Here is a 22209-nt window from a genome sequence, read left to right as displayed (position 1 = left end):
GATAAACTTGCCCTAACAGGTACGAAGGGGGTGATTGTCAGCTATCCTGTTACTATCTAGTCTATCCTGTTAACCTTAATTGCTATTGAAGATTTTTGAGGGATTAGATAAATTTTAGTTATTGTAGCTTGATCAAGTTGTCTATGACAGAACAGCCTCGCAGTACAGATGATCGAATCAGCGAAACGGAAGCGACCGAATTAATGCGCTCGCTGCTTCATAAGGAAGGAAATTGGGTGAATTGGGGGCAAAAATGTCAAAAACTGCAAAAAGCTGGCTACGATTCCCAGTTAATTTTTGAACAAACTGGGTTTCAAAATGCCCAACAAAATTTAATTATTGTCGCTGCCCAAGTTTTTGAGAGTTTAATCAAAGCGGGAGCAGCTGAAGATTTGTTAAGTTACTACATCGGGCCGCGCAGTGATGTGCTATACGAATTGCGGATTCTCAACCAAGAACAAAGACTAGGGGCAGCGAAATTAGCGGCAGAAAAAAGGATTGAGGTGGCTGAAGCACACGATATCGCCAAAGCTATCCAAGATTTTTCCCGTTTATCCCAGATTCCCAGTGAATTTACCCGTCATCCTGGAGATGCGATCGCTTACCAGTGTTGGAAACGGGGCAAACAAAAGCGAGATTTAGCCGAAAGAGCGAAATTAATCGCTAAAGGGTTGAAATTTGCCCATTCTGACTCGGCCAGACAGGCGATCGAGTCTTTACTACAAGATTTTACCGTTACTCCCTCCCGTAGCGCACCGTTGCTACCCGTCCATCGTTTACAGGATGAGGACGAATTAGCCCGAATTATTCCTTTAGTGGGAAGATTTCCGGTGACAGTAACTGATATAAAACACACAGAAAGTTTGAGCGTCGAGGAACCTTTTCGACTGGTAACGGTGGGGGATAAACAAACAATCGTGCCTCTCCCCGGTTGGCAAGCAATTCTCAAAGCGATCGATCCTGTAGCGATTTTATGGCCTAGCGATCAATTACCTCGATCGATTGCCACTAGGTCTGAGGAAGTGTTATTAGTAATCGATCGAGTTTTGGCTGAATGGGACGTGAACAATTATTATCTAGTAGAGAGAGATAATTCCGTCTCTTTACAATGGTTTGATAGTCCCCCCGATGTCACCATCCTAGGTCAATTGGTCTTGATTTTAAGAGCCAAAAATATCCTCGATGAAAAAAACATCACCGAACCCTGGCAAATGGACGACTAAATCAGTGATCAGTGATCACTGATCAGGTTTAAGCTATTAGTTATGAGTGGGAATAATAAAATAGATAAACTGATAACTGCAATCCAATAAAACTGGTCACTGCTAACTTGTAGCTGACAGCATAACTTAAGAAACTAAGGGACATTTTTCAAGAAAAAAGTAACAAAGAGGACAAAGGAGACAGGAGACAGGAGACAGGAGACAAATTTACCATACTTTTGCCTTTTGCCTTTTGACTCTTGCCTTTTTCTGACTGACAACTGAGAACTGATAACTGATAACTGATAACTGATAACTGATATATGCGTGCAGTAATTTGTGGATATTATGGGAGAGGAAACGGAGGAGATGAGGCATTATTAGTGTCTCTATTGCAGATGTTGCCCTCAGCAATTAAACCTATTGTTTTGTCAAATAATCCCAGAGAAACCAGTCAACGTTATGGAGTGGAAGCCTGTCCTAGTAGGGATTGGTGGCAAGTTTTTCAAACTATGAAAAAAGCGGATATATTTATCTGGGGTGGCGGCAGTTTAATGCAGGATGTCACCAGTTTTGCCAGTCCAATTTATTACGGTGGTTTAATGGCTCTTGCTCAATTATTGGGCTTAAAAACTATTGCTTGGGGGCAGGGAATTGGACCATTAAATAGACCTTTTACCCGTTGGTTAACCAAAAAAGTTTTACAAAAATGTAGTTTAGTTAGTGTGCGCGATGATACTTCGGCTCATTTAGTCGCCAATTGGGGTATTCATCCCATTGTTGCCCCCGATCCAGTATGGGCTTTAGACGCTCAATCAGTCAAGGGATTATCGGATTTACCCGCCCCAAGAATCGCCGTCAATTTACGTCCCCATCCCCTATTAACCCCGGCAAAATTAGATAAATTAACCCAAGCTTTAATTGATTTACAAATCAGTACGGGGGCGTTTATTCTCTTAGTCCCTTTTCAAAAGTCGCGGGATTTGCCCCTTTGTGAAGCTGTAGCCTGTCAATTAAGGGAAAATCATAAAATCATTAGTTTAGAGGATCCAAGACAGTTAAAAGGCTTATTTCGCGGGGTAGAAATGGTGATCGGAATGCGCTTTCATAGTTTAATTATGGCCGCAGCAGAAGATTGTCGTTGTTTTGCCCTGAGTTATGATCCGAAAGTGTCGCGATTAATTGCCGAAGTACCGATGCCGGGTTGGGAATTAGATCAGTTACCAGAGGCAGTTAATGATATTAGTACCACTTGGATTGATTTTTATGCCAATGGAGAGGGATTAACCAGCGATCGCAAACATTTTTTAATCGATCGAGCTTTAATTCATCGAGAAATTTTATCTAGATTGGTGAGCTAATTTTTATGTCGAGTGCGATTACCGATGCCAGGGCTATTTCATTCTAAAAAGTCTCAAAATATGCTTAAGTCCTTGTTGTGGCATAGGTTTTGATCAAGGGGAAAGGAGGCACTCGGCACATCCCCATCCTGCTTCGGTCTCGTGTGGGGACTTCCCGTGCCATATTTTCGTTAAGGGCAGTAAAGGGATCGTTAAATCAATCAGAAATTGTTATAGCCCATTTCCTCCAGAGCCTAGCATAGAGGGGAAACCTCCTTTATCCCTAGGTAATTGCATGAATGGACTACAACAACAGATTATCAGTCTTGAGCAGAAAGTCGAGCGTCTACAGGATATTGTCGAAAGCCTCAGCCAGCAAATTGCTATCCTAGCTGGGGATAAATCGAGTCATTCCAGGCGAGAATCCCTGGAAATGGTCGGTTTTTCCGAGTTATCCGATAATAGCCTCTACGATCATAAAGATATTCTCCGGGATCACGGTGGCAAACAAGCCCCAGCTGTCAATGGCGATAATTCTTTTGCCGATGAAATCCAAATTCGCCGATTAACGGCACAATTGACGGCGGCCTACAATCGCATTGCCGCCCTCGAAGAACAATTACTCAGCTATCGCATCCATTCCTAGTTAATTGCTGCCCAGAGGATTGGGTAAACTGGGCAAGGTGGGATTAGTCGGCAAATTGGGCAAAGGATTGCTATTTTCCAGGGTGGGATTATTAGCCTCCCCCGATAGAGTCGCTAAAGCCACACGATCACCGCCTACCTGTCGCAGTAGGTCTAAAACCCCAACCACTTCGTTATAACTGGCATTTCTGGAGGCATTCAGTACCATCAGTCCATTGGGACTATATTGATGATAATTCTTGATCGCCTCGAACAACTGGGCGCGAGTCACCATTTGTTTTTCGACGTAGAGTTGTCCGAAATCATCGAGACTAACCACCAACATTTCCCGCATCGGGGTGGTGGCGGTACTAGCTTTCGGTAAATCGAGACTGATAGCCTGTTGGCGAGATAATCCCACTGCACCGAGAATAAAGAAAGTGAGAATACAGAAAATTACATCGATCAAGGGAATGATATTAACCTGCACATCCTCTTGAATGCGGTGTTGATCATGCCATAATTTGAGCGGACGAGCCGTAATATGGCTACTTTTTGGCTTTTTGTGGTTAAGAGATTTAGTTTCGGCCATGCTTGATAAGGGAGAGATTTAGCGATCGAGAGGTTTTTCTAGGTTAGCACTGAGGGCGTATTGTTGGTCTTCTTGGTGTAACCAGCGTTGGCGGTAGATAATTTCTAAATCACTGCCGGCCTTGCGAAAAATTCGGGCTTGATTGAACCAGAGTCCCTGAAAAACACGATAGAAAGCGAGGCTAAAAATAGCGACAATTAAGCCGGTAGCGGTGGAAATTAAAGCTTCACTAATACCTAAAGTTACTCCCGCCGTCGAGGAAGTTCCCAGGTCACTTAATTGAATATTGGCCAAAGAGGTAATTAAACCGAGTACCGTCCCTAATAATCCTAACAGGGGAGAAAGGGCAATGACTGCCTCAAGGATTTTATCGCCCCGTTTCATTAGGGATAATTGTTCATCGGCAGCCGATTCGAGGGCAAAGTGAAAAACCTCTGGATCTGGATTTTCTAAGCGCAGGGGTGCGTAGAGATAGCTACCAATGGGGTGATTGCGGGAATCTCCAGCGACTTTTGCCGCCAAATCCCAGTTACGGATGGCGGATTCCATAATGCGATTTAAAATCTGGCCCTCACTGAGGAGAGTACGACTCCAAAACCAAATTCGTTCGATAATAGTGCTAAGAGCTAAAATAGACAGAAAAAGCAGCGGCCACATGGCCACTCCGCCTTTTTGGATTAAATCAGTTATAGTCACGAGTTGTTTTGTTCCTCCAATACCGGGCGATTCGGGGTTGATTATTTAGTTTAAGATTTAAGTCGATCGATTGACATTTATACTTTTTATACCATTTTTCAAAAATCGTGCCATACTTAAGGCGTTTCTCCTAAAGATGAAGTATAACCTGATAGGGCATCCTCTACTGTCTCGGAGTCTCGACTAGGAAATTAATTCTGCACGACTACTGATAGCCGTTATCAGTTTTTTAGCCGTCGGCTTTTTTTGATCACTTGCCAAAAAACCCACCTTCTGCTGCAAACTAACGTCGTCTCAACAAATTTTTCATCTCTCCCCAGATAGAAAGTTGACCACCTAGACTAGAGGGATGGGTGAAAATTCCCTGACGGGGACTGAATAAAAAGGCCAACATAAATAGGCTAAAAGCGACAAGCACGATCGCAGGTCCAGAGGGTAAATTCCAGTAATAACTTAAATACATCCCACTGATACTAGAAATAATACCCACACCCACACCCACACCCATGACTTGATGGAGACGGGTAACTAAAAGATAAGCAGTGGCCGCGGGGGTAATCAAAAGGGACAAAACGAGGATTACTCCCACCGCTTGGAGACTAGCAACTATTGTCAGACCGATCAGGAGCATTAAGCCTAAATCTAATAAATTTACCGGTAAACCCGCCGCTTGCGCCCCGATTTTGTCGAAAGTGTAGAATAATAGTTCTTTATACAGGAGCAAAACGGTTAACAAAACGATAACGGCAATAATTAGGGTATCGCGGATGTCGGCAGCAGTGACACCCAGAATATTGCCGAAGAGAAAGTGATTCAGGTCAATTTTGTTGTTTTTTTGGATGAGAGTGATCAGGGTGATGCCAAGGGCAAAAAAAGCCGAGAAAACGATACCCATGGCCGCATCTTCTTTGATTGGGGAACGATTACGGATCAAGTTAATCAGTAGAGTACTGACCATTGAGGCTAGTAAAGCACCCAGTAGCAGATTAAAATTACCAATAAAAGCGATCGCTAATCCGGGTAAGACCGAGTGACTGATGGCATCGCCCAAGAGGGCCAAACGTTGTACCATCAGGTAGGTTCCCACCACCGCACAAATGATCCCGACGATGATAGCTTCAATTAGGGATCTCTGCATGAAACTATACTGTAAGGGTTCGATTAATCCTGTTAATAGATTGTTGCCCATGAATCTGCCTTGGGGTTAAATTTTTCTGATTCTCGATCGAGGTTTTGCTCCTAGGGTCTATCTTCTAAATCGGGGGAGAAGATAGGTTAGGATAATTAGGATTAATTGTAAGTTTTTTCGCTCCTAACTGCCGCCATGGATACCCCCGTTCTTTCCTCAACTTTTTTTCTGACTCTCCTGCTCATGGTGGGATTATTCTTTTTTATTCGCGGTTCCGTCAAAGAGCGTATCGAACAGCGTGTCTATCTTACCAGTACCAGTGACGACCAACTATTAGAACAACTGCGAGATTATTTTGACCGACGTTCCTATCAAGTCAAGGCGATCGAACCCGAACAGAATATTGTCAGATTACAGGGTTTTGTGCCGCCTAGCCCCTTCCTAGCGATATTTTTGACAATTTTGGCGGCCTTGGGTTTATTTTGCTTCTCACTGGTGTTATCGTTGTTATTTCCCGATACTAATCCCTATATTTTTGCTCTTGTGGGTTTATCTCCCCTCGCGGGTGTTTTCTATTGGCAAAAAGTCGGCCGTTTAGAAGAAGTGGCTTTTAAAGTAGAAAGCAAATCTCAGCAAACGGAATTAACTGTCAAAGCCCATCGGGACGAGTTAAGACAACTACAAGATAGTTTAACCTTTCTGGAAAGACAATAAGCTTTTTATGCCCTACGAGCGCCTAATTTATCTGGCCGATACCGATGCGGCCGGTGTGGTTTACTTTGCCCATCTTCTCTCGATCTGTCATGAAGCCTACGAGTTTTCTTTAGCACAATTTGGCATCAATATCAAGGATTTTTTCAAAGATTCTCCGGTTGCCCTACCGATTACTCAAGCGGAAATCCAGTTTTTTCGTCCCCTTTTTTGTGGTGATCGCATACAAATTGATTTCACTGTCCGATCCCTGAGCGAAAACGAGTTTCAATTGCAGTATAAAATTTATTTGGCTGAAATCATGGTCGCAAAAGCGAAAACTCGCCATGTGTGCATCGCTCCCACCGCTAGAAAAAGAATCCCTTTACCGGAATCTTTAAAACATTGGTTAGGATATTTATCAACCCTAGAGGAGACTGGTATTTAAGGGATGATTTGGGCAGATTTAACGATAATTTTAACTAGGGATTGGTGGCATAATGCTTGGCAATTATTTAACCTTAGCACCGGGAGGATTATCTGGAATTCTTTTCTGGCCTTTATCCCCTTTATCCTCAGCTTTTGGCTATTTCGGATCACCCTCGATCGTTCCCTACTCTGGTGGTTAATTCTCTTAGTTTTCCTGCTTTTTTTACCCAATGCTCCCTATATTCTCACCGATAGCATTCATTTAATCGCCTATCTTCAGCAGGATTACGCCAAAAGTTTATTTTTTTTAGTTTTAATTCCCCAGTATAGTATCTTTATTTTTATTGGCTTTCAGCTATACGTTCTCTCCTTACTTAATTTAAAAAGTTATTGTCAGCAAAGTCAGCTAAATTCAGCAGTTTTACCCCTAGAAATAACTCTCCATTTTTTAAGTGCGATCGGTATTTATCTAGGGCGTTTTCTCCGGCTGAATAGTTGGTATCTAGTCACTCAACCGCAGCAACTATTCTGGAGTTTGCAGAATTTACTGACTCAAAAACCTTTGATATTCATCTCTGTCTGTTTTTTAATTATTTGGGTACTATACGAAATCAATAAAAGACTTTACAATCGACTTTCTGGCTACAATTAACGCCTATCGGGAATTTCGACCCTCTCCTAGTCCCTTTCGGATTGATTAAAAGATAAGTAGGTAGGCGTTAAAAACTATCAGATCCCCCCGCCTATCGGCACCCCCCTTATCAAGCTATCCATTAGTCGGATCTTTCTTAACAAAAAGAGAAGAAACTTAAAAAAAGGGGAAACGATTGATAGGTATAGTTTTGAAAGAAGGAATTAAGGTGGAGGTAAGCAAAAAAATGGAGAAATGGGCAGCCCAAGAATTACAGTATGCAGACCTAGGGGACACCAGAAGAAAGAAAAGGTTAATCAGTATCGTGGAAAACTTGGCCAGTCAACCTAGTACAAGTGTGCCACAAGCTTCAGGAAATCTAGCCGCAGCGAGTGCCACCTACGACTTTTGGAATTCCCCCTATTTTCACCCCTCAGATATAATTGCCGCCCAGGCCAAAAGTACAGTAGAAAGAATCAAAGAACATCCAATAGTTTTGGCAGTGCAAGACACAACAAGTTTAGACTTTACGACGCAAAAAGCCAAAAAAGGCATGGGTTATCTAGATTATAAAAAATCCTTTGGTCTCAAAGTTCATACCACCTTAGGAGTGTCCCCAGTCGGAATACCTTTAGGACTGATTAATCAATATGTCTGGGCAAGAGAAGAAAAGAATTTAGGGATTGCCAAGCAACGCAAAAAAAGAGAAACCCAAGAAAAAGAAAGTCAAAGATGGTTAGATTCTTTGTCAGAAACACAACAACAGATACCCGAAGATATTCAAGTAGTAACAATCGGAGATTGTGAGGCAGACATATTTGATTTATTTGCCCAATCAAGAAGTCCTAACTCTCATTTATTAATTCGAGGAACTCATAACCGAAAAGTTAACTATCTCGAAGACAAGCAAAGGTCAGGGCATTCAGAGCCTAAATATTTACATCAATCCATCAGAGAAATAAAAGCCTGTGGGACCTTAGATGTGCAAGTAAAACGCAATCCTAATCACGAGGCTAGACTAGCTAAACTAACAGTTAGATTTGCCAGTTTTGAAATACAAGTACCTAGCCATCACTCCAAGGCGACCCCTCGTCAACCGGTCAAATTACAGGTAATTTTAGCTGAAGAAGAAAATCCGCATAGCGGAGTTAATCCTATCAGTTGGCTGCTCTTAACTAGCCTAGACATTAGTAGCTTTGAATCAGCGATAACCTGTGTGCGCTGGTATAGTTATCGCTGGTTAATAGAACGCTATCATTTTGTTTTAAAAAGTGGTTGTGGATTAGAAAAACTGCAATTAGAAACGGGTAGGAGAATTGAGATGGCCTTAGCTACCTATTCAATTGTAGCTTGGAGATTACTTTGGTTAACCTATCAAGCACGCTTACACGGAGAGGAGAGTTGTGAAAGTTTTTTGGAAGAACATGAATGGCAATCTTTGTGTGCCACTATTCATAAAAAGAGTCCGCCACCTGAAAAGCCGCCCTCCTTTCGAGAAGCGGTCAGAATGATTGCTTCTCTTGGGGGGTTTTTAGGTAGAAAAGGTGACGGTGAACCTGGTGTTAAAACTATTTGGTTGGGACTGCGAAGGTTACATGATATCAGCCAGACTTGGAAACTATCTCATCAAATTAGTCCCCCTATAGAACCCCCTTGAGCCATCTGGCACACTTTTCTCTTTTTGTCAAATTTTATGTTAAGAAAGATGTGACTAATGGATAGCTTATCAAGGGGGGCAGGGGGGATCGAACCTAAAATCCATTTTTAATTTAATTATAACCAGCTACTTAGTAGAAAAACAGAGATCAATTGGCCGCACCGATATTATGATCAAGATCAATATTTTTTCTCTCTCATCCCCATGACAAGCACTGATCAATCTCAACCCCTGCCTAGGGATGACTGTTTTCACTACCAAAATTGTTGGTATCCTGTGTTATTCGTGCAGGATTGGCAAAAAAATCCCTACTCTTTCTCTCTTTATGGGCAACCATTGCTAATATTTCGCGATCAGCAGGGAAAATGGGGCTGTTTGCTTGATCGCTGTCCCCACCGCTTGGCGAAACTCTCCACAGGACAGATGATCGCTGGTCGTTTAGAATGTTTGTACCATGGTTGGCAGTTCGAGACGGATGGAAAATGTTCCCATATTCCCCAACTGCCAGTCAATACCCCGATTCCCCGCAATGCCAAGGTTAAATCCTATGGGGTGATGGAACGTCAGGGAGTCCTCTGGGTCTGGTTAGGAGAAGAGGAAACAGCGAAAGAAAGCGATATTCCTATCATCAAAGACCTAGAAGACCCCAATTGTGTCCATACCGATTATGTCATCGATTTTCCCTACGAACAGGGCTATTTACTCGAAAATCTCCTCGATCCCGCCCATGTTAATATTAGCCATGATCGCAGCGAATTCGGGGCAAAACGGGAAAATGCTCAACCGTTAGCCTTCCAAATTCTCGAAGTCTCGGCGCGGGGAATTCGCAGTCAGTGGCGCAATAGCCGCAATCCGCAGGAAAGCTGGAAATATCTGGATTTTATAGCCCCTAATCTCGTTCATTATCGTTTTTCTCTGCCTAATCCCCATTGGTGTGCTGGATTGGCTTTATACGGGATTTCTCTGGGTCAAGGTCGTTCTCGCTTACTGATGCGACGTTACCAAAATTTTGCCGTTAACTCCCGTCAATACCGTTGGCGCTGGTTGGAACATCTGCGTCAAAGTCGCATCCTCGAAGATGATCTACCTTTAATTCAAAGTCAGCAGCAAATGGTGGAAAAGTCAAGAGATAGTTTACAAAAATTATACTTACCCTTAAAAAGTTCCGATGCCTTGGTGATTGAGTTACGTCAATGGTTCGATCGCTATGGGGACTCTTTCCCCTACTATCAAGGCTACACCAGCCAGCGGACAACGGCGATCGATTTATCCGATCCTTTACCCCTCGATCGCTATTCTCGTCACACTGTCCACTGTCGCACCTGTAGCGATGCCCATGAAAACATGGTAAAAACTAGACAAATTGCGATTTTAATGGGGATATTATTAGCTTTACTGGCAATTTTATCCCCAAATCAGTCTATCTATCAAATTAATGCCCTTATTTTCGCAATTTTGGCTTTAGCAATAGCGATCGCTGCCAATTACACCCGCAGAAAATTTGAACGCACCTATGAGAAAAAAGCCCATACCAAACTACAGTAATAAGTAGGGTCTGCTGAATAAATCTAAAAACCTTGTTGGATAAGACTTTTAGACTTTTTTCCCCTCAAAAAGTGCCAGCCATTGCGCGGATCGGGGGGAAAATTCCTGGACTTTTTCCCTGAAAATTAGGTAGTTGACCACCTGAAAATCGATAAAACCCCACACCCCACACCCCACACCCCACACCCCACACCCCACACCCCACACCCTACCCCCACGGAAAACTTTTTGCCGCAAACCCTAACTAGAATTTCTACTACAAAAATCTGCCTAAATCGAATTCGGTTGTGGCAGTAATTTCTCGAAAACGTTCTTGACTGATAATTAACAATAATCTTTCAGTATAATCCACCGCACCGCGCAATTCTCGTTCTAATCTTGCTAAACCAGCGTTGGCATATTCCTCGAAAATTGTCAGTCGCAAAGCTTCCGAATCCACCCCATGGAGAGAAAGAATTTTCGTGTCTTGGAATTCATTGACTGCCAATAATTTGATTAGGGTATCGTAGCCACGAGAAATAAAAATTTCGAGGTTAATAGGTGAGGGTTCCTTCGCTACATTTTCTATCGCCACTCTCTCTTGATATTTTACCCCTAAAGCCGCCGCAAAAGCGATGACATCAGCATAGGTTTGAAAGGGTCCAATTCCCTGATTAAAATTAACTAAGGACTGGACAAATTCCCCTTTATCTCTAGCAATACGCACTCGATGAATGGACATATTTATCAAGTAAAAAGTAAAAAAGGTTACAAAATTCAGGAGATAGAAATTATGAGTATTTATGAACTAATTAATCTATCCCCTATCCGCTATAACTGCTTTAAGGATAAGTTTTAATTAGTCCTTTAGCTTGGTAAACATGAAATTGTTCGATGGCGACACCACCGCGCTTGATCGGAATGACAGCTACTTTAGTTATATCTTGGAAATAGGGACGGTAGCGATCGATTATTTCTGGTCTTTCTAGAGAACTATTTGTAGTAATTAATAAACCATTTTTACCGATCCATTCTTGAGGATTAAACCAAATTTGATAACCCCTTTGATCGTTGTTAAAACAGGTGACGGGAATAGGAACTAGGGGATAGAGAGCCATATCTAGCCATGCGGTCACATAAAAACTATGGGTAAAAACGAAGCTAGAATCTTTTAAGAGTGCTAATAATTCGGGAGAATTAGCAAAGCCTTGGCGCAGTTGATCGATATCGACAATTTCCCGAGAAGGGTCTTGTTCTGGGGCAATAATTCCCCCAAAAATTGCGTATTGACTAGGTTTTTGGAAAGTGCCAAAAGTAACGTGAAGCATTGCTATAGATAAAACAGTAACGATAAAAATTCCTGACCCCCATAACCATCTTTTTACCCAGATTCGAGAAGATTGCTGCCAAGTATTGGCCTTTTCTCCTAATAAAATTGTGCAAGACCAGAACCCGGGTAAAATCCAACTAGGGGCGAGATAATGGGAAGCTCCCACATAAAGCATTCCCAGGATTAAAGGCAGAGAAACCGAGAGAATTAACCATTTTTTTAGGGATTCTTCTTCTCGATGAAAAAATCTTTTTTTCGAGATAAAGTTAGGAATTTGTTCGGCAAAGCTTTTAAATGTCACCCACCACATCGGCAGACCGAAAGGAGGAAACATCGTGGCGATACTAATGCCAATAACCGAGAGAATACCAAGAATATTAAAGGTTTTCGGTTCTCCAGAAAAACGGTCTTCTAAATGAAAGCGAAAGGAAATCCAATCATGGTTAATATTCCAGTAGATAATTGGCAATAAGGTTATCAAAAAGAGAATAAATCCTAATCCCAACCAAGGGGATCTAAATACAGGCCAATAGCGGGGAGTGGTCAGGCAAAATAAAACTAAACCAAAGCCCAAAATAAAGCCGTGATATTTACTTAAAACCGCCAATCCTACGGCAAGTCCAATATAAGCGAGACGATAGCTAGGATGATAATTTGTTTCCCGAATTGGCCAGAATTCTTGGGCAGCTAAATAGACTGTTAATGACCAAAAAAAGATTAAAGGACTATCTGGCTGCGAAAGAATCCCGAAGACGATCCCATAGATGGGGATCAGAGTGGCGATCGCTAAAGTCATTCTGGCGACCGGCAGACTGAACAATTTTAAAGCCGTCAGATATAGCAAACAGAGGCTGCCAGTATAGAGGAGGAGAGTACCGAAGCGAATGGTAAATTGATTGACTAATCCCGTGATCCAAGTCCCAAAACCCGTGGAAATCGCTACTATTGGCGGATGATCGAAATAACTCCAATCTAGATTATGGCTGTAAACGTAATAATAGGCTTCATCGTAACCGGGATAAAGCCCCAAGGCGATGATTATTCTAAACAGGAGTCCACCGATGAGCAGATAAACGGCCATGCGATCGCTAAGTATTTTGGTCAAAATTCTTACCTCATTTCATCGCTAAAACTGATGTTAGAGACGGGAGATTTTTGAGGTTGCCAGATTCGAGATTTGTGCATCTATGGCAAGGTTAGATTTAAGTGTGATCTTTAGTTACTATATCACCAACTCTGTCATCTCTTGGCCCTTGGCTATCAGCAAACTCTCCCGATTCGTTGCTGATTGGCGATCTGAAAGTAAGATTAAGGGAACGGGGAACTTAGATAAAAGTGATGTTAATTAAATAACTTTTGCCACCATCAAATCAATAATAATCAGGGCGATAAATTGCGGAATTAATAATCTTAGTGCTTGTTTAGCAATTTCGTCAGTCAGGAAAATAGAAGTTAAAGCGGTTTATTTTAAAGTAAATTAGACTCTTTTAAACCCGATAATGCTGCATCTACATCTAGGATTTTCTGACCCGTGATGTAGTTATCATCTTCTTTTTCTGATTTAATAGCAGCAATATAGGTTGAATTAACTGATTTTAGAGCATCAAACTGAGGAAATGCAATAAATAAACCATCTTTGTCGCTGAGACAAAAAATGTTTTTAGAGTCAGACAGGCTGAAGATAATTGTATGTAGTGACGATCCCCAAGTACCGACAATATATTTATGCTTATTTACTAAATATATCTGTTCTTGTAGAGTCAAATTTTCTGAATAAATAATAGCAAAGCCACGTTCTCTTAATATATTTTCTAGTTGCTCTTCCCCTAGAATTTGTCGGTTGGCTTTTTTTAGTTTAGTTCGAGAAATGTAAAGCGGTTGCTCAGTTTGCGTGACTTTATCGGGTAAGAGCTTTTGGGCTACTAACTCGGGAACAAGTTTGTGACAGGCAAAAACCTCTCTTCTATAAAAGCTCAGAGAAGGATAAGGAAAAACCACCTCTCCTAGTATCACAGGTCTAGTCAACTCTAAGAATTGCTCGGAGTCTAAGTCAAGAGCAGTCATAAATTCGTCAACGAAATTTCTAGAGACTTTTAAGTCACTGATAGACTTAGCTTTACGAGGTTGTCCGATGACCAAAATCCCTAATTTTTCAGCTTGTTCTAAGTACCAAAGACGACAAATTGATTCACAAAGAAAATGTCCATAGTGTAGTGAGATATTCTCTCCATACATAAATTTCTGATCAATCCTTTTAATTTTAGTAGGATCAATAGATTGATGGTATAAAGATTTAAATTCCTGAGAATCTTGCTCGGATTTTGGAATGCCTGGCATTTTAAATGTGTTAATTCTTGACCCATCTCTTAAATCATAGGGCTCTTCGGTAATTGTTATGCAATGGACGGGGGTTATAAGGGATGGAACCCTTATATAGAAAGGCATTTAGCGATTTTTGTCAATTATTTTTGATCTAGAGCGAACTAATCAATTAAGTCTCTTACCAGATAAGGATTTAGTCGATTTATGACCCCCTATCGAACCATACCAAGTAACGAAGAACCAATCATAGAAAGCTTTATACCTAGGAACATAAAGGACATCTTTGACGGTGATAGTCTTCTCTAGAGGTAGTTTGTCACTGTAGTTTATACTATAATAGTCTTCTTTAATAACTTCCAATGTATCGGGGTGATAATTTAAAAAATTGGTCTGGTATTTCTGTGGATATTGTTTCTCTATAGCACTAATTTTTAAAGACTTGTAATTATTTTCCCATTGACTCGATACTGAGTCTCTTATCCTTCTAGGAACAAATAGAGCTTGGCTTTTTGATAAATATTTAGACAAATTATAGTTTGCTACATCTAGTATTTTGGTGGTAATGCCTTGCATAGAAATTTTAAGACAAATTAGAGATACGGGGAAATGATAACATGAATTTTTGCCAATATCAAGGTTCATGGGTAGAAAGTTTTGGCTCTTCTCGACTTTGTGTGATAATTTTTGCTTATGGAATCCTGAAGGGAGCATCTCACCTTTGCAATGAGCATAAATACTTAGTGGAAAAATAGGCTTTTCGAGGGTAATTCTTGTTTTAATTCTCCATGTACGCAGTCTTTAAAAGCCTCTATTTCGTTCCAAGACACGATTAAGAGTGGCTTTTAGGCTAAGTATAATTACTTATCGCGTAAGTGAGATGCTCCCAATCCTGAATCCTGAAGTGCTTATTGGGCAAAACTTTTAGGACTATTTTGCGGAAGAAATTATCAGTATAGACCTCGTTTCCACACAGAAACCAGAAGAGCCAAAAAGGGAAACGATTGATAGGTAGGGTTGGCTGAATAAATCTAAAAACCTTGTTGGATAATATCTTTAGGCTTTTTTGAAATCAAAAAGTGGCAGCTCTTGGAGTGATCGGGGGGGAAATTTAGGCACTTTTTCCCTGAAAATTAGGTAAGGTAAAAACCTACACCCTACACCCCACACCCTGCCCCCAGGAAAAACTTTTTCAGCAAACCCTACTTACAACATTATGCCATAACAATTTAGCCATTGACGAGAACCGGATCGCTCCAGATCAGCGAAAATTTATCCCTGAAATTCCGTCAAAACCCCATAGATAGCCCAGATAGCCATGGCGCGTAAATAATGACAGGCGCGGAAAGTTCCCACCGATGTAATCGCTTCTGGAGTGCGAAATTGTAAGCCATTTTCATAGACTTGTTTCACCACCGCTTCTGTAATTTGCCATCCTTGCTTTTCCATTCCCATTTGCATCAAAAAAGCCACCAACCCAAAATTAATTCCTACCCAAACTTCCAAGGGATGAGTTGCCTGGGGATTTTCGGGAGTACCATCGGGTTTTAACCCATTTGCCGCCCCAAATTTTCCCCCATGAAACTTGAGAAAACAAGCCTGATAAATCTTACTTAAAGCTGATTGCGTGTATTGATTTTCTACCACATCTGGTAAAGCCAATAAACGGGAATAAAATTGACCACATAATTGATCAGTCATCACCACATCGGAACCACTGCCACTATCTAAATTATAATATTCTCCATTCCAGAGAGTCTGATGATAAATAGCGCGAGATTGCTGTAACCAACTGGCAAAAATTTCTGTATCTTCCCCAAGAATTGCCCCAATTTTAAGCGTCGCTTCTAGTGCCGCTATCCACAAACCACCACAATAGGCACTAATTCCCTGTAAACGCCAATCATCAAAGGTTTGGTCTGGTGCGCCGGAATTTTCGGGAATCCCATCCTTATCAAGGTCAAAAGTTTTTAAATATTGCAAAGTCAGGACAATTGACGGCCAACATTCCCGCAGAAAATCCTCATCTTTAGCCCCCGTTAATAAATAATCCCGATAGACTAATAAAACAAAATCACTGCCTAAATCTTTCCAGAGATTACAATCTTGATAACTGGTGTAATTGCTCTTTTGCCAAGGGTGTTCATTGGGTGCGCCTAAATCGTGGGGAGTGGCATTTTTGGTCTTACGAATGGCACTAGCTTGGTTATATCCAATAATCCGAGGAGTGTCGTCACTGCTGGGAATTGCCCTAGCAAAAGCTTCCATGACGGCCTTTTCTAAGCGCGGCCATAACATCAATAACCCAAAGGAACCATAGAGACGCACATCAAGACTTTCATACCAACGATAATCAATACATTCTAACACTCCGAATTGACCAATCGGATCCCGTTCCGTGGCGGCCGTCCAGAGAGTGCCGCCGTCCGTTAACAGGTATAATTCGTTAAATAAAGCCATTTTAAACCAATCGGCCAGATCGCTGCGTTCTAGGATCGGTTTTTGCCAGTTAATAATATTTTCTCGCCATGTATCGCCGTGTTTTAAAGCCGTGCGTACCATCGCCCAAGCATTTTGACCATTGCGACCGAAAAAGTCCGTATAACGACGATAATAGTTAATTCCTTGGGCAAATTCGTTAACGGGTAAATCCCAAGCTAAAATAAAGGGAATTTTGCGAGTTTTCCCCGGACGAATGGTAAAACGAATCGCCATGGCCGTGGCCGTTTGTTCCCCTTTTTGGGCGGGGGTTTCGTCCTCAATATCCGGTAAAGAGCCATTCATGGCGAAATAATCCCAAACTTCGCCCCCATCGCCAGCAGGGTTCCATTTACCCAGATAGAATACCTCTAGACTCGGATTAGTGATAGTGGCAATCGCCATCTGTCCATCCCCTTCCCCGGGGTTTTCGTAATCTCGACGCATTAGACAGCCAACGCGGAAATTATCGACAATCCATTGATTATAATTACCCTCACTTTCTCCCCATTTTGATTGATATTCATAAACGGGACTACCATCATCTCTCACCTTAACCACTGGGGATTTAATCCCGTTAGTAAACCAACCGATTGTATTTTGCCAAGTCAGCATAATACTAATAGTAATCGGTTTATCGGTGGGATTATGGGCCGTCCATTCAAATAGGGCAATAGGATAACTACTTTCTTGATAATTATGCGCCCAAACTGGTGAGAATTGTTCGCAAATTAATTGAGTCTGAAAAACATCTTTATACTCGTACCAACTGCGGGGATAAAGCGCAGAATATGTCCCCTTTTCGGCTGGATACCACGACCAGCGCGATAATGTTCCATCCGTCGGGCTTTCCGTCGCCATAGCGTAGGCTTGGGCGCTTCCGTCTTCTGTTTGTTCAAAAATGCTAAATTGACAGGCTGCAAGGCTATTAAAGCTGTGTTCACCGCCGTCCAGATGCCAGAGGTTAAAGTCACCTTTGGGGGAACGTCCGATGCAACCGGCCCCAAATCCCCCCAGAGGCATCCCATGCCAAGGACCATCATCTAAATTGCTGGCATAGCGGACGCTGTAGGGTTTTTCCCAACCTTTGCCCAGAGGACGTTTCCAAGCGGCGGCGGGAATTTCTGGAAGGGAGACGAGATTAAGCATAGATGTTTTTAAGTGGGGTGTGGGGTGTGGGGAAGTGGGGAAGTGGGGAAGTGGGGAAGTGGGGAAGTGGGGAAGTGGGGTGTGGGGTGTCGGGTGTGGGGTGTGGGGTGTGGGGAGAATAAATAAATAAAAATAAACTCCTGACTCGGAGAATACGGACTCCACCAAGAAACTTTTTTAGTAAACCCTAATTATTCGCTAAAGAGATAATTGCTGCGATCGCTAACCGTCCAATCTTGATTTTCTCCACCGATAATTAAACGTTTAATATCGACAAAATCCTTACTTAATTGGGTCAAGGCATTGATTAAAATATCTAAAGCAATAAGATCGCTAGTACCGAGATCAAACCAACAACGTCCCCAAGTACCTAAGTATTCAAAATCGGTCATATTGTGCATCGGTGACATAAAGGCATTTTCGGCCATATCTGGATCGTATTCCATATAACTAATATCGACTCCCACCTCCTGTACCTGTAGGTTTTCGGCATTGAAAGCCCCTAATTTACCCAAATAAAACCAAGAGGCAAAAACTTCTTCTACATATTGCTGTTCCATATTCGAGGGAACCGTCGAAAATTCCAGCCAAAACCAGACATCAAAAGGATTAAATTCGCGAAATTGCACTTCCATTTTTTTTATAGGAGACAGGAGTAGTCACTGATAACTGATAACTGATAACTGATAACTGATAACTGATTACTGATTACTATGCTGTAATTTCCAGAGAAAACTAGCGAGGAGATTGGTGATAATATGAGCGAGGATCGGGATTAATAAATTACCGGTGATGATGACGGTATAACCGAGGGCAAAACCGACAACAGTTGCCCAGATAACATAGGGCCATTGTTGGGAACCGCTAAAATGGAGGATACCAAAAATTAGACTAGAAACAGTTAAACCAAAGATATTTAAGCCCAAAGCCGGCAAAATCACCCCGCGAAATAATAATTCTTCACTTAACCCCGGCAGTAATCCAATCCAAATTAAATCGGGCCAAGCTAAAGGTTTAATGACTAATTCTAAGTAAGCGTTAGCACTATGGCGATAACTAGACCAAAAACGATAGAGAAGCCCACTAATTCCACTAATTGCCCCCGCTAAGGCTAATCCGAACAGGAAATCCGGGAGAGTCAAGCGAATTGCGGGAATAGCGATCGCACCGAAATATTGCCAAACTTTGGCGACTACCAGCAAGATAATCGCCGTTACCGCCATAATGGTGAGGACTTGTGTGCGTGTCAGGGGATCAAATTCGGAATTAGGGGAATTAGTCACGGATTCTCGGATAAACAGCGTAAAGAGTGTAAATTAGGGCGAAGAGATGCGAGGCTAACCCCTGCCCGTTGACAAACGATCGCACCGATCGCCTCCATATACGAGTGTACCCTAATTGCTTTCACCCCTAGGGGTTCCGGGGCCACCTTCATTCTTGTACTATTTTCCTGTACGGCAATCAGTACAGTTTTTTCTTGACAAAAACTCAATACTGTGCTAGAGCCGCAGGCACTGGCGGGAACGATCAGCGCGTCCACCTCCCGGCCCCAAATAGCATCGGGACTGGGCTGCTTGACCAATTGGGGGGCGCGACTTAAACCCACCAAAACGCAGGGTAAAAAAGTATAACCGATTTCTTCGGCCGCGGCCTTGGGGGAAAGTTGCGGATCGAGGGGCAGCGGACTTAAAGCGGGGGCGTGGGCTGCCGGTATTTGGAATTGTCGGACCACCAGATGGGAAATCACCGCCTCGGCCCCGGCAAGGGGATCCACCCCCTGACCATGGCGATAATTAGCCAGGGCAATGCTATCGGGATCGTCGGGAAAACGGGCAACAATGGCGATCGCTTCCGCCCGGCCCTGGTTAATCAGTTTTTCTGCTCCCCGCAGCAAGCTGTCGGGATTACCAATTGTTCCCCAACTGGCCCCAGAGGCTGCCTCTCGCAACTGCACATTTAAGGGGGCATCGGTGACAAGGTAATCGGTGAGATCTAAGCCTAGGGTAGCCCGGACAGCATCGGCAGCCTGAAGGTGTCTTTGCAAGAGGTCAAATTCAATGGCGCGATCGAATAGTAACCCGATGCGATTTTGATGGACGGGACTTAATCCCCAATCCCCCCGGGCAAAACGATCTAAAGCGTAACCCTCCACATAATAGGTGTTGTCCAGAGGCCAGTACAGTTGTGCGCCGTTGAGGACATTGGGATGGGTAATTAGGCGATCGCAAACTTGGGCGATCGCTCTAGCCACGGGAATGCCATCCCCAGCATAACCGCCAATCGCTGCCCCGATGCCGGTGGGAATAATTAGTACGGCGGTATAGGGACGGGAATTCACGAGGCAGTGGTGACAATCGCTTCGACTTTGACTTGATTATTCTCGCTATCCACTTCTGTGATTGCCCAACGCAAGGGTTCACCCCGTTTGGCTAATTCTTTTTCGATTTCTTGCTGCAGTTGTTGCGGGGTTTCCTGTAGGTCGATTTCGGCACTAATAAAGTGAGTGGTCATGGGGATTGTCTGGGATAGTTATCCCCTCAGTTTATCAAGATTTTGCCCTCTTGCGCTGGCTTATCGGCTCTCTGGGTCAGGAACCACAATGAGACTGAGACTAAGGACAAAAAGATCGATCGCCGCCATATAAGTTAAACTGATCACACAAAGAATAGGAGAGCCAGATCCGTTCTCGTACTATGATTAATAGTAGGCTTTCCCCTAGAGATTATGATCGCAGTTCCCAACTACATCAGTCCCCAAGAATATCTCGCTATCGAGCGCCAGAGTCAGATCCGCCATGAATACCGACGTGGTTTGGTTTATGCGATGGCCGGCGGTACGGATAATCACGAGCGCATCGCCTTCAATTTTCTCAAAGTCATTGACGAACATTTCGGCGACTCTACAGACTGTAGGTTTCACTCGGGTAATGTCAAGGTTAACTATCAAGATCAGTTTTATTACTATCCCGATGCTTTTGTTACCTGCGATCCGCGCGATCGCCAAGATCGTTATCTGAAACGCTATCCGAAACTAATTGCGGAAGTGCTTTCCCCCAGTACGGCCGCTTTTGACAAGGGCGAAAAATTCCAAGATTATCAACAGATAGAAACTTTAGAAGAATATGTATTAATTTCCCAAGAAATCCAGCGCGTGGAATGCCGTCGCCGTAATTCTCTGGGGATATGGGAAACGACTATTTACGAGACAGGCGATCGGGTGATCCTGCAAAGTATTAACCTAGAGTTAGCCATCGCCGATCTCTACCGCGGAATAGATTAAAGTGTTAACTACTCTCAAGGGAGTTGAGAGCTTGCTGCTTCCATGGGAATGGATAGACAGCATTTAGTTTACTTGTACTAACTAGCTCGGCAATTTTCCAGCCATTGTTCTAAATCCTGTAGTGACTGAAAATCTAACAAAGCTTCTCCCAAGTTTTCTAACTGTTCTAGGTCAAGACTGCGGATATTGGGCAATAATTCGGGAGAAATGTCCCCTACACGCCGATTTAATTGACGTAAAACTAGGTTAGCTTCTCCTTCTTGTCGTCCCTCTTGTCGTCCCTCTTGTCGTCCCTCTTGTAAACCTTCCGACCAGATTTCTTGATAGATAACGGATTCTTTCATGATGTCTTTCCTCAATAATCGTTGGATGATGTCTTTCTCTAATACTAACCCGGCTAGAATTGCGGTAGATGCGGCCAGATTACTTTGTTCTCGACTATCGCTGATTTGCTCGATTTCTTGGGCAATTTGCCGCAGTAAGTTTTCTTGTTTCTCAGCTTGAGCGAGTATGGCAAAGGGAAACAGTCCGGGGGCCTTTAATAGGGGTTCCGAGGGTTGTTCCCAAAGTCTAATCACTTCAAATTGATGAGAGGTTTTCCCTTGTTTATAATCATTCTGTCGGACTGTGGGGGAGCCACTTTTCCTTAGATAAATAACCACTTGATGGATAGGTTTACGGGGATAGCGTCGATAGAGTCTGGTGGCATAATCTAGCATTCTATAGGGAATATCTTCTTTAGGGTCGGTTTGGAACTCGATATGTAAGATTAATTCTTCCGACTCCAAAAAGATTAAAGTATCGGCTCTAATTGGCTCTAGGGATAATTCCGAGGGTTTAATTTCTGTTAATTCTAAGGGTTTACCCAGTAACCAAGTGGCCAAGTCTCTCGAATATTCAAGGGCGATAAATTTACAGGTAGAATCATACATTTTCAATTCAATTATAGGTTAAGGCTGACCTATATTTTAACAAAATTATCACCCTATCTCCCCTTATTAAGGGGAGCATCTGACAATTTTTAAGTAGTTAGGTGTTCAAAACCGTGAAATCACCCCCCTTATCAAGGGGGGTAGGGGGGATCGAACCCAAAATCTATCTTCAATTTAATTATAACCAGCTACTTAATACCTAGCTACT

23 protein-coding genes are annotated in these 22209 nt (G+C 42.7%); 9 read left to right on the top strand and 14 right to left on the bottom strand.

Annotated features, from left to right (window positions below):
• Window positions 1-143: 143 nt before the first annotated feature.
• The 3 genes from MAE_RS03820 (at window position 144) to MAE_RS03810 (ending at window position 3188) form a co-directional block, all read left to right on the top strand.
• Window positions 144-1223: a RuBisCO accumulation factor 1 gene (locus MAE_RS03820; protein ID WP_012264393.1), complete on the top strand. Its 1080-nt coding sequence runs from the start codon at window positions 144-146 to the stop codon at window positions 1221-1223.
• A 302-nt stretch (window positions 1224-1525) separates the two neighbouring features.
• Window positions 1526-2563: a polysaccharide pyruvyl transferase CsaB gene (csaB, locus tag MAE_RS03815; protein ID WP_012264392.1), complete on the top strand. Its 1038-nt coding sequence runs from the start codon at window positions 1526-1528 to the stop codon at window positions 2561-2563.
• 274 nt (window positions 2564-2837) lie between these two features.
• On the top strand, window positions 2838-3188 hold the full coding sequence (locus MAE_RS03810; protein ID WP_002760665.1) for a hypothetical protein: 351 nt from the start codon (window positions 2838-2840) through the stop codon (window positions 3186-3188).
• Here MAE_RS03810 and MAE_RS03805 read toward each other — a convergent pair whose 3' ends face one another.
• The 3 genes from MAE_RS03805 to MAE_RS03795 form a co-directional block, all read right to left on the bottom strand.
• A complete protein-coding gene (locus MAE_RS03805; RefSeq protein WP_002760667.1) occupies window positions 3189-3758 on the bottom strand; it encodes an ExbD/TolR family protein in 570 nt (189 codons plus the stop codon). It abuts the gene before it with no gap.
• Window positions 3759-3776: 18 nt separating this feature from the next.
• Window positions 3777-4415, bottom strand: a complete 639-nt coding sequence (locus tag MAE_RS03800; protein WP_002760669.1) for a MotA/TolQ/ExbB proton channel family protein — start codon at window positions 4413-4415, stop codon at window positions 3777-3779.
• Window positions 4416-4737: 322 nt separating this feature from the next.
• Complete coding sequence (locus MAE_RS03795) at window positions 4738-5643, bottom strand: metal ABC transporter permease (RefSeq protein ID WP_012264389.1); 906 nt, start codon at window positions 5641-5643, stop codon at window positions 4738-4740.
• Window positions 5644-5778: 135 nt separating this feature from the next.
• Between MAE_RS03795 and MAE_RS03790 the strand changes: the two genes are divergently transcribed.
• The 5 genes from MAE_RS03790 (at window position 5779) to MAE_RS03770 (ending at window position 10535) form a co-directional block, all read left to right on the top strand.
• Window positions 5779-6297 carry a cofactor assembly of complex C subunit B gene (locus MAE_RS03790; RefSeq protein WP_004163174.1) on the top strand — a complete coding sequence of 173 codons (519 nt, stop codon included), beginning with the start codon at window positions 5779-5781 and terminating at the stop codon, window positions 6295-6297.
• Between the two features lie 7 nt (window positions 6298-6304).
• The gene (locus MAE_RS03785; RefSeq protein ID WP_012264388.1) at window positions 6305-6721 is read left to right on the top strand and encodes an acyl-CoA thioesterase; all 417 of its coding nucleotides are present in this window, start codon (window positions 6305-6307) and stop codon (window positions 6719-6721) included.
• A gap of 3 nt (window positions 6722-6724) precedes the next feature.
• Entirely contained in the window at window positions 6725-7354 is a 630-nt protein-coding gene (locus MAE_RS03780; protein ID WP_012264387.1) for a DUF1361 domain-containing protein, read from the top strand.
• A 226-nt stretch (window positions 7355-7580) separates the two neighbouring features.
• On the top strand, window positions 7581-8990 hold the full coding sequence (locus tag MAE_RS03775; RefSeq protein WP_012263965.1) for an IS4 family transposase: 1410 nt from the start codon (window positions 7581-7583) through the stop codon (window positions 8988-8990).
• Between the two features lie 204 nt (window positions 8991-9194).
• Window positions 9195-10535 (top strand): Rieske 2Fe-2S domain-containing protein, encoded by a 1341-nt coding sequence (locus tag MAE_RS03770; protein ID WP_012264385.1) that lies wholly within the window; start codon window positions 9195-9197, stop codon window positions 10533-10535.
• 48 nt (window positions 10536-10583) lie between these two features.
• On the opposite strand, the gene MAE_RS33700 is transcribed toward MAE_RS03770, so the two are convergent.
• The 10 genes from MAE_RS33700 to MAE_RS33945 all read right to left on the bottom strand — a co-directional run bounded on the left by MAE_RS33700 (window position 10584) and on the right by MAE_RS33945 (window position 20301).
• Window positions 10584-10772: a hypothetical protein gene (locus MAE_RS33700; protein WP_162467754.1), complete on the bottom strand. Its 189-nt coding sequence runs from the start codon at window positions 10770-10772 to the stop codon at window positions 10584-10586.
• A gap of 19 nt (window positions 10773-10791) precedes the next feature.
• The gene (locus MAE_RS03765) at window positions 10792-11256 is read right to left on the bottom strand and encodes a DNA phosphorothioation-associated protein 4 (RefSeq protein ID WP_012264383.1); all 465 of its coding nucleotides are present in this window, start codon (window positions 11254-11256) and stop codon (window positions 10792-10794) included.
• A 100-nt stretch (window positions 11257-11356) separates the two neighbouring features.
• Window positions 11357-12949, bottom strand: a complete 1593-nt coding sequence (locus MAE_RS03760; RefSeq protein ID WP_080506929.1) for an ArnT family glycosyltransferase — start codon at window positions 12947-12949, stop codon at window positions 11357-11359.
• A gap of 362 nt (window positions 12950-13311) precedes the next feature.
• Window positions 13312-14235 (bottom strand): glycosyltransferase family 61 protein, encoded by a 924-nt coding sequence (locus tag MAE_RS03755; RefSeq protein ID WP_422730593.1) that lies wholly within the window; start codon window positions 14233-14235, stop codon window positions 13312-13314.
• 96 nt (window positions 14236-14331) lie between these two features.
• Window positions 14332-14808: a hypothetical protein gene (locus MAE_RS31530; RefSeq protein WP_193763619.1), complete on the bottom strand. Its 477-nt coding sequence runs from the start codon at window positions 14806-14808 to the stop codon at window positions 14332-14334.
• 627 nt (window positions 14809-15435) lie between these two features.
• Window positions 15436-17790 (bottom strand): GH116 family glycosyl hydrolase, encoded by a 2355-nt coding sequence (locus MAE_RS03745; protein WP_012264378.1) that lies wholly within the window; start codon window positions 17788-17790, stop codon window positions 15436-15438.
• A 191-nt stretch (window positions 17791-17981) separates the two neighbouring features.
• Window positions 17982-18425 (bottom strand): DUF3531 family protein, encoded by a 444-nt coding sequence (locus tag MAE_RS03740; protein ID WP_012264377.1) that lies wholly within the window; start codon window positions 18423-18425, stop codon window positions 17982-17984.
• A gap of 66 nt (window positions 18426-18491) precedes the next feature.
• Window positions 18492-19073, bottom strand: a complete 582-nt coding sequence (locus tag MAE_RS03735) for a CPBP family intramembrane glutamic endopeptidase (protein WP_004163182.1) — start codon at window positions 19071-19073, stop codon at window positions 18492-18494.
• Window positions 19070-20128 (bottom strand): DUF3326 domain-containing protein, encoded by a 1059-nt coding sequence (locus MAE_RS03730; RefSeq protein WP_041803772.1) that lies wholly within the window; start codon window positions 20126-20128, stop codon window positions 19070-19072. The genes MAE_RS03735 and MAE_RS03730 overlap by 4 nt, the downstream gene beginning before the upstream one ends.
• Window positions 20125-20301: a hypothetical protein gene (locus MAE_RS33945; RefSeq protein ID WP_002762817.1), complete on the bottom strand. Its 177-nt coding sequence runs from the start codon at window positions 20299-20301 to the stop codon at window positions 20125-20127. Before MAE_RS33945 ends, MAE_RS03730 begins: the two co-directional genes overlap by 4 nt.
• A gap of 213 nt (window positions 20302-20514) precedes the next feature.
• Here MAE_RS33945 and MAE_RS03725 point away from each other — a divergent pair, with 213 nt between their 5' ends.
• A complete protein-coding gene (locus MAE_RS03725; RefSeq protein ID WP_004163185.1) occupies window positions 20515-21069 on the top strand; it encodes a Uma2 family endonuclease in 555 nt (184 codons plus the stop codon).
• Window positions 21070-21146: 77 nt separating this feature from the next.
• Here MAE_RS03725 and MAE_RS03720 read toward each other — a convergent pair whose 3' ends face one another.
• The gene (locus tag MAE_RS03720) at window positions 21147-22001 is read right to left on the bottom strand and encodes an Rpn family recombination-promoting nuclease/putative transposase (RefSeq protein ID WP_012264374.1); all 855 of its coding nucleotides are present in this window, start codon (window positions 21999-22001) and stop codon (window positions 21147-21149) included.
• Window positions 22002-22209 lie beyond the last annotated feature (208 nt).

Origin of the sequence: Microcystis aeruginosa NIES-843, from assembly GCF_000010625.1 — a bacterium.
Taxonomy (GTDB): domain Bacteria; phylum Cyanobacteriota; class Cyanobacteriia; order Cyanobacteriales; family Microcystaceae; genus Microcystis; species Microcystis aeruginosa.
Note: the sequence above shows the minus strand (reverse complement) of the source record. Positions and strands in the feature narration are given on the sequence as shown.